Source organism: Candidatus Viadribacter manganicus, from assembly GCF_001679665.1.
GTDB lineage: Bacteria > Pseudomonadota > Alphaproteobacteria > Caulobacterales > Aquidulcibacteraceae > Vitreimonas > Vitreimonas manganica.
Window position 1 is genome coordinate 1,243,282 of sequence record NZ_CP013244.1, and the last position, 11,248, is coordinate 1,254,529.

The 11,248-nt window shown below is 61.3% G+C and carries 17 protein-coding genes; 5 read left to right on the forward strand and 12 right to left on the reverse strand.

Features of this window, described 5'->3' with window-relative positions; genetic code table 11:
- Positions 1-33 precede the first annotated feature (33 nt).
- Positions 34-414 (forward strand): response regulator, encoded by a 381-nt coding sequence (locus ATE48_RS06560; RefSeq protein WP_066769186.1) that lies wholly within the window; start codon positions 34-36, stop codon positions 412-414.
- On the opposite strand, the gene mmsB is transcribed toward ATE48_RS06560, so the two are convergent.
- From mmsB to ATE48_RS06600, 9 genes are all read right to left on the reverse strand, one after another.
- Positions 400-1,299, reverse strand: coding sequence for a 3-hydroxyisobutyrate dehydrogenase (gene mmsB, locus ATE48_RS06565; protein ID WP_066769188.1), 900 nt, complete (start codon positions 1,297-1,299; stop codon positions 400-402). The two genes, ATE48_RS06560 and mmsB, sit on opposite strands and share 15 nt — an antisense overlap.
- Before the next feature lie 122 nt (positions 1,300-1,421).
- Positions 1,422-1,931 carry a CHRD domain-containing protein gene (locus ATE48_RS06570; RefSeq protein ID WP_066769190.1) on the reverse strand — a complete coding sequence of 170 codons (510 nt, stop codon included), beginning with the start codon at positions 1,929-1,931 and terminating at the stop codon, positions 1,422-1,424.
- Positions 1,932-2,002: 71 nt separating this feature from the next.
- Entirely contained in the window at positions 2,003-3,079 is a 1,077-nt protein-coding gene (locus ATE48_RS06575) for an enoyl-CoA hydratase/isomerase family protein (protein ID WP_066769193.1), read from the reverse strand.
- Positions 3,076-3,357 (reverse strand): hypothetical protein, encoded by a 282-nt coding sequence (locus ATE48_RS06580; protein WP_066769195.1) that lies wholly within the window; start codon positions 3,355-3,357, stop codon positions 3,076-3,078. Before ATE48_RS06580 ends, ATE48_RS06575 begins: the two co-directional genes overlap by 4 nt.
- A gap of 29 nt (positions 3,358-3,386) precedes the next feature.
- Positions 3,387-4,883 (reverse strand): CoA-acylating methylmalonate-semialdehyde dehydrogenase, encoded by a 1,497-nt coding sequence (locus ATE48_RS06585; RefSeq protein ID WP_066769197.1) that lies wholly within the window; start codon positions 4,881-4,883, stop codon positions 3,387-3,389.
- 93 nt (positions 4,884-4,976) lie between these two features.
- Positions 4,977-5,141, reverse strand: a complete 165-nt coding sequence (locus ATE48_RS19365) for a DUF1328 domain-containing protein (protein WP_083197195.1) — start codon at positions 5,139-5,141, stop codon at positions 4,977-4,979.
- A 59-nt stretch (positions 5,142-5,200) separates the two neighbouring features.
- The gene (locus ATE48_RS06590) at positions 5,201-5,836 is read right to left on the reverse strand and encodes a superoxide dismutase (protein WP_066769198.1); all 636 of its coding nucleotides are present in this window, start codon (positions 5,834-5,836) and stop codon (positions 5,201-5,203) included.
- A 10-nt stretch (positions 5,837-5,846) separates the two neighbouring features.
- Positions 5,847-6,302 carry a hypothetical protein gene (locus ATE48_RS19370; RefSeq protein WP_083197196.1) on the reverse strand — a complete coding sequence of 152 codons (456 nt, stop codon included), beginning with the start codon at positions 6,300-6,302 and terminating at the stop codon, positions 5,847-5,849.
- A gap of 1 nt (position 6,303) precedes the next feature.
- Positions 6,304-6,477 (reverse strand): DUF1328 domain-containing protein, encoded by a 174-nt coding sequence (locus ATE48_RS06600; RefSeq protein ID WP_066769200.1) that lies wholly within the window; start codon positions 6,475-6,477, stop codon positions 6,304-6,306.
- Positions 6,478-6,624: 147 nt separating this feature from the next.
- Here ATE48_RS06600 and ATE48_RS06605 point away from each other — a divergent pair, with 147 nt between their 5' ends.
- Positions 6,625-6,948, forward strand: coding sequence for a hypothetical protein (locus ATE48_RS06605; protein WP_066769206.1), 324 nt, complete (start codon positions 6,625-6,627; stop codon positions 6,946-6,948).
- Here the strand turns inward: ATE48_RS06605 and ATE48_RS06610 are convergent.
- The 3 genes from ATE48_RS06610 to ATE48_RS06620 all read right to left on the reverse strand — a co-directional run bounded on the left by ATE48_RS06610 (position 6,945) and on the right by ATE48_RS06620 (position 9,414).
- A complete protein-coding gene (locus ATE48_RS06610) occupies positions 6,945-8,567 on the reverse strand; it encodes a sensor histidine kinase (RefSeq protein WP_228126818.1) in 1,623 nt (540 codons plus the stop codon). The genes ATE48_RS06605 and ATE48_RS06610 overlap by 4 nt on opposite strands.
- 92 nt (positions 8,568-8,659) lie before the next feature.
- Positions 8,660-9,205: a sigma-70 family RNA polymerase sigma factor gene (locus ATE48_RS06615; RefSeq protein WP_066769211.1), complete on the reverse strand. Its 546-nt coding sequence runs from the start codon at positions 9,203-9,205 to the stop codon at positions 8,660-8,662.
- Positions 9,202-9,414: a NepR family anti-sigma factor gene (locus ATE48_RS06620; protein WP_066769214.1), complete on the reverse strand. Its 213-nt coding sequence runs from the start codon at positions 9,412-9,414 to the stop codon at positions 9,202-9,204. Before ATE48_RS06620 ends, ATE48_RS06615 begins: the two co-directional genes overlap by 4 nt.
- Before the next feature lie 197 nt (positions 9,415-9,611).
- Between ATE48_RS06620 and ATE48_RS06625 the strand changes: the two genes are divergently transcribed.
- From ATE48_RS06625 to ATE48_RS06630, 3 genes are all read left to right on the forward strand, one after another.
- On the forward strand, positions 9,612-10,400 hold the full coding sequence (locus ATE48_RS06625; RefSeq protein WP_066774662.1) for a response regulator: 789 nt from the start codon (positions 9,612-9,614) through the stop codon (positions 10,398-10,400).
- Between the two features lie 87 nt (positions 10,401-10,487).
- Positions 10,488-10,652 carry an entericidin A/B family lipoprotein gene (locus ATE48_RS19375; RefSeq protein ID WP_083197197.1) on the forward strand — a complete coding sequence of 55 codons (165 nt, stop codon included), beginning with the start codon at positions 10,488-10,490 and terminating at the stop codon, positions 10,650-10,652.
- A 105-nt stretch (positions 10,653-10,757) separates the two neighbouring features.
- Complete coding sequence (locus ATE48_RS06630) at positions 10,758-11,243, forward strand: copper chaperone PCu(A)C (RefSeq protein ID WP_228126819.1); 486 nt, start codon at positions 10,758-10,760, stop codon at positions 11,241-11,243.
- Positions 11,244-11,248: the final 5 nt, after the last annotated feature.

Genomic DNA, 11,248 nt, shown 5'->3' on the forward strand with positions numbered 1-11,248 from the left:
TTGTTTTGGAGCGAGGCGGCTTAGCCTTAGCGCATGCAAGGCGCAGATCTCGACGTTCTGATCGTGGATGACCACGAAGGCATGCGCACGCTGCTCACGCGCGTGCTGGTGCGCGTTGGTGTCACGCGTGTGCGCCAAGCCGCAAATGGCGCGGACGCGCTCGCGGCGCTTAAAGCGCGCCCCGCTTCATTGGTGCTCGCGGATCGCAACATGCCCGGGATGAGCGGGTTGGCCTTCATTGAAGCCGCACGCGCCGATACGGCTCTCGCGCACGCACGCATTATCATGATCAGCGGCGATACGAGCGCCGAGCACCGTGCAGCCGCGCGCGCCGCAGGCGCCGACGCTGTGCTGGAAAAGCCAGTAACGCCCCGCAGCCTATTGAACGCGATCGAGGCGTTATTCGCGGTTTAGCGCCAAAGTTCCGCGCAACATTTGCAGGATGATCGAGAAGTCTTTGCCGCCATGGCCGCCGCGCACGAGCTCGCCATAAAGAGCTTCCGCTGCGCCGCCGAGTGGCGTCGGCGCGCCCGCGACTTCCGCCGCATCCTGCGCGAGCTTTAAGTCCTTCAACATCATCGCTGCCGCAAACCCGCCTTCATAGTTGCGGTTCGATGGTGCGGCTGGCACCGGGCCTGGCCAGGGGCAATACGAGGTCATCGACCAGCACTGCCCAGATGCCTTTGACGAAATATCGAAGAAACGCTGCGCATCCAGCCCCAATGCTTCGGCCAAGGCGAAAGCTTCGCTGGTGGCGATCATCGAGATGCCGAGCAACATGTTGTTACAGATCTTCGCGGCCTGACCGGCGCCACTATCGCCGGCGCGGATGATGGCTTTCGCCATCGGCTTCAGCGCCTCTTCAATCTCGGCGAAGTCCTGCTCGCGGCAGCCGACCATGAACGTCAGCGATCCCCCTTGCGCAGCAGCCGCGCCGCCAGAAACCGGCGCATCGCCAGCGCGGAAGCCTTGCATCGAAGCGTCACGTGCAACGGTACGGGCGCTATCGACGTCGATGGTGGAGCAATCGATCAACAGCGCATCCTTCGGCGCATTGGGCAAGATCGCTTGAAGATAGATCTCACGGACATGCTGACCAGCGGGCAGCATGGTGATGACGATGTCAGCGTCCTTGCAGGCCTCGCCAGCGCTCGTCGCGGGCGTCATGCCCTGGTCCTTGGCGCGCTTTAGGGCATCGGCGGAGAGATCAAATGCGACCACTTCGCGCCCGGCCTTCGCCTGATTGGCCGCCATGCCCGAGCCCATATTGCCGAGACCGATGAATGCAACGCGGGTCATGAGGTGCTCCTTGTTTTGGTTGTCTTAGCGCGCGAGCGCGTCCGGACAAGCGCCGGACGCGCAAATGCGGCGCGCATCCGGCTTGGGACCGCAAGCGCGCCGTAAGTTGCGGGCAGAAACTGTTAGTGAGCGGCGGCGCTGACGCGGCCAGCTATTTCACCGTCGCCGAAGGCTTGGGTGTGGACATTGAGATAGATTGGATCGGCGCCAAGGGCGGCGACGAATTGCGCAAACGTAAGTTCAGAGCGCACGGCTTGTGCTGCATCTGCGTACGGGTAGTCGGCGATGGTGACGGTGAAGCCGTTGGCTGTGGCTGCGTAGGTCGCGCCATATGGGAACGGCATGATCAAGGTTACCTCATCGCCCTGATAGCGATGCAGATGCATCGGGCCCATGCGGCTATGCGCGAGATGATGTGAGAGCTGATCGGTGGTGATGCCGGTAATGGTGATCACGGCGTCTATGGTTTGCGCGTCGGTGTCGATGGTGAGCGTGGCTTGGCCCGACGCGGCCGATCCCGTCTCAGTTGGATACTGATTGCCCGCGAGCGTTGCTGTGTAGTGAAGCTCGGCGGCATTGGCCGTGCCGAACAACGCCGCAACGGCGGCGAACATCGCGAACCACTTGTACATGCATGTCCCCTTGCGCGGGACATTTGCCGTCGGCGCCGGTCAGCGCGCCAATCACGTGACGGTGAAAACACTCAATCTGCGACGAGCGGTGTCCATTCATCGCCGGATGGCGCCGGCGCAAAGAGCTCATCGAGCAGAGCGTCGCTGACCGCTTCGAGCGTGGCGGGCGACCAGATGGGCTTATTGTCCTTATCGACGATCAGCGCGCGGACGCCCTCCTGGAAGTCGTGTCGGGAGGCGACCCGCGAAGCGAGACGATATTCGCTCCGCATTTCATCGGAAAAGCTCGCCATCTTTGCGCCCTCTCGCATCTGGCGGAAGCTGACTTTCATCGCCTGTGGCGACTTGGTCTTGAGCGCGGCGAGCTGGGCCTTGGCCCAATCGCTGTTATCGGACTGAAGCGCCGCGAAGATCGCCTCGACGCTATCGAGCGCAAAAATGCGATCGATGCGCGCGATGTTTTCGGGCGTCAGTTCTTTGGGGCGGCCGGCAGATTCGCTGAGCGCTTCCAGCCCACTATCGAGCGCGCGGCCCGCGTCGTGCGTTTGTGCTGCGCCGGCGATCTGCGCGCGCGCGGCCGCAAGGATTTCCGTTGGCATAAAGTGTGTGGCGACGCCGGCGATGAGGCAGTCAGCCGCTTTCAAGCGCGCACCGGTAAGCGCGAGCCACATGCCGATCTGACCTGGCTTGCGCGGCAGGTACCAGCCGCCGCCGACATCAGGGAAAAGGCCGATGCCGGTTTCGGGCATGGCGTAAGTGGTGTTCTCGGTCGCGATGCGAAAGCGAGCGGGCATGGAAATACCAACACCGCCGCCCATGGTGACGCCGTCGATCAAAGCAACGATGGGCTTTGGATAGGTGAACAGCAGGTGGTTGAGGCGATATTCGGTGAAGAAGAACGCGCGCGCTTGTTTGCTATCGCTCGCGCCGCTCTCGGCGATCATGCGGATATCGCCGCCGGCGCAAAAGCCGCGCGTCCCTTGCGCGTGGTCTAAGAGGATGGCGTTGATGCTTGCATCATCGCGCCAAGCGACGAGCGCCTCGATCATCGCCGCGCACATGCCGGTGTTGAGTGCGTGCAGCGCGGCCGGGCGATTTAAAGTGATATGCCCCAGGCCGTTGGCGGCGACGGTGAGAACTTCAGTCATTGTTTCTTTTGACCCGTGAACCGCGCGATGACGAACAACATAAGAAGGCACGTGGCGAGCGCGACACCGGGTATGCCCACCATCATTGTCAGCGCGGCTTGTTCCGGCGGGACCGCGCCCGACTGCAGGTAGGTCACGAACAGCGCTTGCGCGCCAAAGCCGATCGTCCCTGCGAGCAAAGCCGGCATCCGCGCCCGTCGCCGCAACGCGAACACAACGGGCGCAGCGATCGCGCAGAGCACGATCGCGACGATGAGAAGAAATACCGGAAGCACCATCAGTGAACGAAGCTCTTGGCTTCACACGATCAGCGCATCGTCGGAATGACGAAGCTTGAATCGTCCGTCATGCCTTCAGGCCAGCGGGCGGTGACGGTCTTCACTTTGGTAAAGAACTTCACGCCTTCCATGCCATGCTGGTTCGTGTCGCCGAACGCGGAACGCTTCCAGCCGCCGAAGGTGTGGTAGGCGACCGGCACCGGGATCGGCACGTTGACGCCAACCATGCCGACATTGACACGCGCCGCGAACTCACGCGCGGTGCGGCCGTTGCGGGTGAAGATGGCGACGCCGTTGCCATATTGGTGATTGCTCGCCAGCGCGAGCGCTTCTTCAAAAGTATCAGCGCGCATGATCTGCAGCACCGGGCCGAAGATCTCTTCCTGATACGTGCGCATGTCGGTCTTGACGTTGTCGAACAGCGTCGGGCCGATGAAGAAGCCCTCTTCGTAGCCCTGTAGCTTGAAGCCGCGGCCATCGCGCACAAGCTCGGCGCCCTCTTTCGCGCCCATACCGATATAATCTTCGACCTTATTCTTATGGGCGGCGCTGACCACCGGTCCATATTGTGCGTCGGCGTCGGTCGAGATGCCGACTTTCAGCTTCTCGATTTCCGGGATGAGACGCTCACGAAGTTCGTCTGCGGTCTTCTTACCGACCGGCACGACCACAGGCAGCGCCATGCAGCGTTCGCCTGCCGAGCCATAAGCTGCGCCGACGAGGTCCTTCACGGCCTGGTCCATGTCGGCGTCGGGCATGATAATGCCGTGGTTCTTCGCACCGCCCATCGCCTGCACGCGCTTATTGTTGGCGGCGCCGTTGCTGTAGATGTAGTGGGCGATATCCGACGAGCCGACGAAGCTGATCGCTTTGATCGCCGGATGCGCGATGATTGCATCCACGACTTCCTTGTCCCCGTGCACGACGTTGAGAACGCCCGCCGGCGCGCCGGCCTCCATCATCAGCTCAGCGAGACGCACCGGAACTGACGGATCCTTCTCCGACGGCTTCAAGATGAAGGTGTTGCCGGTCGCGATAGCGACACCGAACATCCACATCGGGATCATGGCCGGGAAGTTGAACGGGGTGATCCCCGCCACGACGCCAAGTGGCTGGCGCATCGAGTAGACGTCGATGCCGGGGCCGGCGCCTTCGGTGTATTCACCCTTTAGCGCATGCGGGATACCACAGGCGAATTCGATGACTTCAAGGCCACGCTGAATATCGCCCTTGGAATCCGCGATCACCTTGCCGTGCTCGGACGACAAAAGGTGCGCCAACTCGTCCATGTTCTTTTCGACGAGTTGCTTGAACGCAAACAAGACGCGCGCACGGCGTTGCGGGTTTGTCGCGGACCATTCGGGAAAAGCCTTGAGCGCAGCTTGAACCGCAACGTCAAGATCGTGAGCGGATGAAAACCCTACCTCAGCCTGCTGGGCGCCCGTATTCGGATTGAAAACGCGACCGGCGCGACCGCCGTTAGCGGTCGCGCCTGAGCCATTGATGAAATTACGGATCGCGCGCATCGGCCGAGCCTCCCAGGTTCGAAATTTGCCGTCCTTATGGCGTCAAATTGGAACCCAGTAAATGCCGGCTCGTACGTAGCGTGCCGCGCCCCGTCAGCCCCTTCGCGCCATGCCCATGATCAGCGAAACGACAAAGAGGACGAGGAAAAGGAAGAACAGAATTTGGGCGATGCCGGCCGATGCCGACGCGATGCCACCGAAGCCGAAAACAGCAGCGATGACGGCCACCACGAAGAAGATTAGAGCCCAACTAAGCATTTGTGTCCTCCTGAAATGAACTTGGAATGGAAACGCTGACGTTCCACCCCAGTTCCATTTCACGTCGCAAACACCCACGCGCCGCTGCCGCTGCGCGCCGCTTGATACTGCGCTTGCGCAAACCGCCAGTTTGCGAGCTTCGTCAAGAATGCGTCCACGAACCTTGGGCGCTCGTTTGCATAGTCGATATAGTACGCGTGCTCCCAAAGATCGCAAACCAATAGCGGCGTGAGTGATGGGTCCGTGATCGGGGTATCGGCATCGTGAAGATCGCAGAGCGACAGCGCCCCACTCTCGTCGCTCACAAGCCAGAGCCAACCGGATGCGAAATGTCCGACGCCTTTGGCTTTCGCTTCATCGTTGAATGCCTCGAGGGAGCCGAACGAATTCATGATCGCCGCCCTTAGATCGCCGCTTGGACCATTCTGCGCGTCCGCCGATAGCGACTGCCAAAAGAAGCCATGGTTCCAAGCCTGGGCCGCATTGTTGAAGAGCTTCTTGTTAGCCTCGCGCGCGGCGAGGCTGACCACTGCCTCGAGCGAAGTTTGGGCATCTGCTCGCTCGGCGAGAATGGCATTCATATTCTTGATGTAGGCAGCGTGATGCTTGCCGTGGTGGGTCTTCATCGTCAGGGCGGAGATGTAAGGCTCCAGCGCGCCGGCATCGAACGGTAGATCGGGAAGTTTGAAAGTCACGAGCGCCTCCTTACGCGGGTTCGTACTTCTCCCGCGCCTTCTCAGGTGAAACTGGCCATAGCTCGCCTTTTACGCCCTGCATGATCCAGTCACCGGGCTTGGCGGCTTGCGGTCCCTCTAGAGTTTGAACAACGACGCGCCGCTTCAAGGTGAAGTAGCGGTATTTTATGTCCGTGCGCTTGCGATAGAGCCCGCCGCCGAGCGGCTGGTACATGATCTCGAAAATATCCCTACGAACAATACTGTGATCGCCAGGTCCGTGCGCTAACACGTAATCTTCGCCTGCTTTCGCACGAAGAACGCCGTGCTCGGTGTGAACATTGGCGTCAGATTCCGCCAACCACGCGCGCTTCGCGGGCGCTTGTCTTGCCCTTACTTCCCGCATCCGCACGCCCTTTGGCGGCGAGCTAAGCTCAGCCGGCCGTGGCGTCGGGCGTTCGCCGAAAATGGCGTGAACAAGGTTCATGTCACAGCACCGATTTTCCGCGCAGTGCGCGTCCAATGAAGCTGAGCGCCAGCAACACCAAGAAGATAAGGAAGAGAACTTTGGCGAAGGTGGCGGCCAAACCCGCCAAGCCGAAGAAGCCCAGATAGCCCGCGACAATCGCAAGCACAAAAAAACTTAAGGCCCAGCCAAGCACGTTGAAACTCTCCAGTCGTACCTAGCGCCACAACGCCGCGGCGCGCTGCGATGTTCCAACGCATCGAGGAACTCATGCGCACCCATTGTGTTGTTCTGCTGCGGCAGCGAAGCCGCCCGAATTTCAATGCGTTAATGGAGGCAAGCAATGGCTCAACTGGACACAAGCATGCGCGGCAAGAAGAACGGTCACGCGCGCGGTGCGCTGAAGGCGCGCGCCAATGACGTGCTCGATGATTTCGTCGAATTGCGCAAAGACATGAGCCGCCTCGCCGATGCGGCGAACAAGGCGGCGCGTGATGAAGTAAAGCACGCCGGCAGCCGCATCGATTTGTTCAGCAAGACCCTCCGCACACGTGCGTCGAACGGCGCCGGTTACGCTGTCGAGAAAATTCGCGAACACCCGGGCACGGCGCTCGGCGTTTCGCTGGGTGCGGGCTTGGTATTGGGCCTTGTGCTCGCCCGCCGCTAATCCACCGGCTCTTGCTCTGGGGGCACAGCCGCCCAGAGCATATAGGGCCTAGCCGGATCACGACCGATCGTGGCGCCAAGTTGGCGTGCGAATGCATCGATTAAACGCGCGCCTGAGCCTACAGCTCGGGCGCGCTCTGCATCTATGCTGGCGTCCACGGCAAACCGCGTCGCCCCATCTTGATCTTGGTGAAGCGTAAGGCGCAGTTCGACAGGACCTGCGTCCGAGAGCGCATCAAGCGCCGCGGAAATGCCTTCTCCAATAAGGAACGCCAGCGGCACCGCGCGATCGACGCCGGCGCGGGCGCTGCCAAGCTCCATCACCAGATTGATTTCCTTGCCCGCCTGCCCCCGCGACTGCAGCAATTGGCGCGCAACTTCGGCTGCGATGTCGTCGACACGCACGTCACGCAGCTCGCCGGACGAATAGATCCGTTGGTGCGCTAGAGCCAACAATTGTACGCGGTCATGAGCACGCGCGAGCCCCCAGGCTTCGCTTTCATCGGGCGCGGCGCGGGCCTGAATGTTGAGCAGACTCGCCACCATCTGAAGATTGTTCTTCACCCGGTGGTGCACCTCGCGCAGCAGCGCGCGCTCTTCGCCAAGAGCTTCGACCAATCGGATCTCGCGGCCACGCAAAGTCTTCGCCATGGCGGCTAAAGTCCGCCGCAAGGATCGCACTTCCGATGGAGCGTTCAAAAGCGCCGGCGGATCTGTCACGTCTTCACCGCGCGCAAAACTTCGCGCTGCCGCTTCCAAACTGGAGAGTGGCCGCGCGACATAGACTTCAATCGCGAACCAGCCAGCGCCAATCGCGAGCAGCCAAATCAACAATGGCGCTGCAATCGAGAAGACAATGGCGCCAACGCGCTGCCAAACTGGCTGGTCCGGCGCCCAGGACATGACGGCGTAAAGATCCGGCGCATAGAGCGGAACGATAACGGCGTCACCGCCTTCGACGCGCAGAAATACTGGCTCACCGCCAAACCGGCTCGTCACCTGGTCAGGCGATGGCAACGGCGGCGCATTGCCTTCCTTAGGTGAGGATTCGGCGATGACGCGCCCGCGGGCATCGACGATCGCCGCTCGCGCATTGCGGAGCGCCGCGTTGTTCATACGGCTGCGTTCGAGCAGATCTGTTAGCGCCGCAGTAGGGATCGAAGCGCCGACGAAGCCGATGCGGTTGTCACCGTCACGAACGGGTTCGAGCGCACCAAGCACCGGCAAACCTGAAAGCACGCCGTGTTCGGTATAACCCATCGTGAATGCATCACGACCACGCGCGCGGCGACGCAAATCGGAGTCCGGAATGACGCGAATTTCGCTGGCCGGCACGCTGCACAATAAGCGACCGTCGTCACGCGTGACCGAGATCGACGCGATATACGCATAGCGACTGCTGATCTCGCTCAACCAATCGCGGCAATCACCTGCCTCAATCTGCTGAAGAGCCGGCGTCGTCGCCAGAACGCGGAGCATTTCGCGCAGTTCATCGATCGTACGCCGTTCGGTGGCGATCGACTCCAGCGCACGCCGGCTGAGGCCTTCTTCATAGGCGGCCTGCCGCGCGCTGGCGGCGTTGAAGCCGACTTGCATAGCGATTGCGCCCGCAGGCAGCATGGCCAAACCAAGAAGCAGCGCTATCCGCCCGCGCATTGAGCGCAGTGATAAGGCCGCCGGCCAGAACTTGATTGGTCGATCCTCGAGCGGCTTCACACGCTCGCTGTATCCTCAATCCTGCTGGCTTCGCTAGGGACCGGGGTATCTTCTTCGTCCAGACCCAGCAAATCCGCCAGTTTACGACGGGCGCGGTTCACGCGGCTCTTAATGGTGCCGACGGCGCAGCCGCAAATCTGCGCAGCCTCTTCGTAAGAGCACCCTGAGGCGCCGACCAGCGTCAGCACTTCACGATGATCCGGCGCGAGCTGTTGGAAGGCTACCTTGAAGTCTTCAAGGTCGACCGAACCATCTTGCTCGGGACGCGAAGACATCCGCGCCGCGAACTTGCCGTCCGCATCCTCGACTTCACGCTTCGACTTGCGAAGCTGCGAGTAGTAGTGGTTGCGAAGAATGGTGAAGAGCCAAGCGCGCAGATTGGTGCCAGGCTCGAAGCGTTCGACATTCGCGAGCGCCTTCACCAGCGTATCTTGCACGAGATCGTCCGCCAAAGCCGGGTTGTGCGCCAGCGAACGTGCAAACGCGCGCAGGCTCGGCAGCAGCTCGATCAGATCGGCTTTGAATGAAGCGAGATTGCTCACGACTTCTTGCCCTCGCTCTCATCAAGTTGATTGAGAAGATCGAGCAAGCGATCCGGCACGGCCTCACCAGCGACTTCGCCGTAGGCCAAGCGCAGATTGCGCGTGATCAGGCTCTTGTTCGCGGCGGCCTTGCCTTTGCGCTTTGCGGCGTCGTCGGAGCTTTTGTTTAAAACAGCATCCATATCGTCGTCGTCTTTCCGGTCATTCATCCGCCTGCCCCCCGATAGGCTGAAAACCGCCCGCAGCGGCGCTCTCAGTGAATTTGAACGTCCTGACCTCGCACCAGTTCCGCAGCGCCGGAACTTTTTTCATAAGCCAGCGTTCTTTTGGTCTCGCCGCATGGGAGACTGACATGCAAAGCGTGGCTGCGGAACAGAACAAGTCTCGCACTAACAAGGGGTTATATATGTCGCTTGCCCGAGAAATCGCGCCTCACCTGCCGCTGTTGCGCCGCTACGCACGCGCTTTGACAGGCGCACAGGCCAGCGGAGACGCCTTTGTGGCCGCCAGCCTTGAGGCCATCGTAGCCAATCCAGCCGAATTTCCGTCCGACCTCGAGCCCCGCGCTGGCCTCTACAAGGTTTTCCACCGGATTTGGCAAAGCGCGAACATTGAAGTTGATGGCGATGAAGCCAGCGCCAATGCCCGCAAGGCCCAAGAGCGCCTGCGCCAGCTCGCGCCGCTGACGCGCCAAGTACTGCTGCTCACCACGCTCGAAAATTTCACGCCCCAAGAGACCGGTGAAATTCTCGGTCGCGACGCGGACGAAGTGAACGCGCTTCTCGATGAAGCGATCGAAGAGCTCGACAAGCAAACCAAGGCGCGCGTTCTCATTATCGAAGATGAAGCCGTCATCGCCATGGACCTCAGCGATCTTATCACTGGCGCCGGCCACCAAGTGTGCGCGATGGAAACAACTGCGTCTGGTGCGGTCGCAGCTGCAAAGCGCGAACGCCCCGACCTTGTCCTCGCCGACATTCAACTTGCCGACAATTCATCGGGCATCGATGCTGTGAAAGAAATTCTCGCATCGTTCAGCGTACCGGTGATTTTCATCACCGCGTTCCCAGCGCGCTTGCTCACCGGTGAGCGACCTGAACCGACATTCCTGATCACAAAGCCGTATTCACCCGATATGGTGCGCGCGGCTGTCAGTCAGGCGCTGTTCTTCGAGAGCACGGGCAACATCAACTAGTCACTGCGCGGAACACCGGCGCGCGAACGGCGTTTTACCGTCGCGCGCCGCTAGGGGCGGCGCGGCGCACTAGATGGAGTTCGATTCATGCGTAAGATCACCTCGCCCTTGATTGCTCTGGCGCTGCTCGGCGCGAGCGCCCTCGCTGCTTGCAACACGGTCGAAGGCGTTGGCGAAGACGTCCAAGCCGCTGGCCAAGCCGTTGAGCAAACCGCCGAAGAGGCCAACGACGGCAACCCGAACACGCCGTAACGGCGCCGCGCCATTCGTCCCCGCGTCAAACGCGCGGGACGAGGGCGATTGGTGCGGCACGCGACCACGTTACAGCGCCCTGCGCGCGGCCGTATGCTAGGGACCATGAGATCCCTCCTTGCGCTGTCTCTCTTTTTCGCCGCTGCAGCCTGCGGCGCTCCAGCAAGCCCATCTTCCGCGCATGAGGTTCACGCCGCAGCGCAACTGTCCGTACACGATGCCTGGGCCACGCCTACGCCAGCTGGGGTCGACGTTTCGGCCGGTTATCTCACGATTACGAACGGCGCTGGCCGCACAGATCATTTGTTGAGCGCAACAAGCCCCCGCGCGGCGAACGTGGAAGTGCACGAGATGAGCATGGATGGCGCCGTGATGCGCATGCGCGCGCTTGGGCGGTTACCCGTTCCGGCCGGCGGCGACGTGAGTTTGGCCCCAGGCGGCTTGCACCTCATGTTTTTTGGCGTGCAGCAACCCTTTAGCGAGGGCGAAGACATTCCCGTGCGCCTCGTGTTCGAACATGCCGGCGCTATCGATGTGACGTTGCCGGTTCAGCGCACGGCGCCAACGGAACATTCAGGACATACGAATTAACGCTG

Bases quoted from the DNA above. Each gene is read 5' to 3' on its own strand.
- ATE48_RS06585 (WP_066769197.1), bottom strand. From the start codon at position 4,883: ATGCGCGCGATCCGTAATTTCATCAATGGCTCAGGCGCGACCGCTAAC.
- ATE48_RS06630 (WP_228126819.1), top strand. From the start codon at position 10,758: ATGAGATCCCTCCTTGCGCTGTCTCTCTTTTTCGCCGCTGCAGCCTGC.
- ATE48_RS06625 (WP_066774662.1), top strand. From the start codon at position 9,612: ATGTCGCTTGCCCGAGAAATCGCGCCTCACCTGCCGCTGTTGCGCCGC.
- ATE48_RS19375 (WP_083197197.1), top strand. From the start codon at position 10,488: ATGCGTAAGATCACCTCGCCCTTGATTGCTCTGGCGCTGCTCGGCGCG.
- ATE48_RS19370 (WP_083197196.1), bottom strand. From the start codon at position 6,302: ATGAACCTTGTTCACGCCATTTTCGGCGAACGCCCGACGCCACGGCCG.
- ATE48_RS06570 (WP_066769190.1), bottom strand. From the start codon at position 1,931: ATGTACAAGTGGTTCGCGATGTTCGCCGCCGTTGCGGCGTTGTTCGGC.
- ATE48_RS06610 (WP_228126818.1), bottom strand. From the start codon at position 8,567: ATGCTGCCTGCGGGCGCAATCGCTATGCAAGTCGGCTTCAACGCCGCC.
- ATE48_RS06560 (WP_066769186.1), top strand. From the start codon at position 34: ATGCAAGGCGCAGATCTCGACGTTCTGATCGTGGATGACCACGAAGGC.
- ATE48_RS06605 (WP_066769206.1), top strand. From the start codon at position 6,625: ATGGCTCAACTGGACACAAGCATGCGCGGCAAGAAGAACGGTCACGCG.
- ATE48_RS06580 (WP_066769195.1), bottom strand. From the start codon at position 3,357: ATGGTGCTTCCGGTATTTCTTCTCATCGTCGCGATCGTGCTCTGCGCG.
- ATE48_RS06620 (WP_066769214.1), bottom strand. From the start codon at position 9,414: ATGAATGACCGGAAAGACGACGACGATATGGATGCTGTTTTAAACAAA.
- ATE48_RS06575 (WP_066769193.1), bottom strand. From the start codon at position 3,079: ATGACTGAAGTTCTCACCGTCGCCGCCAACGGCCTGGGGCATATCACT.
- ATE48_RS19365 (WP_083197195.1), bottom strand. From the start codon at position 5,141: ATGCTTAGTTGGGCTCTAATCTTCTTCGTGGTGGCCGTCATCGCTGCT.
- mmsB (WP_066769188.1), bottom strand. From the start codon at position 1,299: ATGACCCGCGTTGCATTCATCGGTCTCGGCAATATGGGCTCGGGCATG.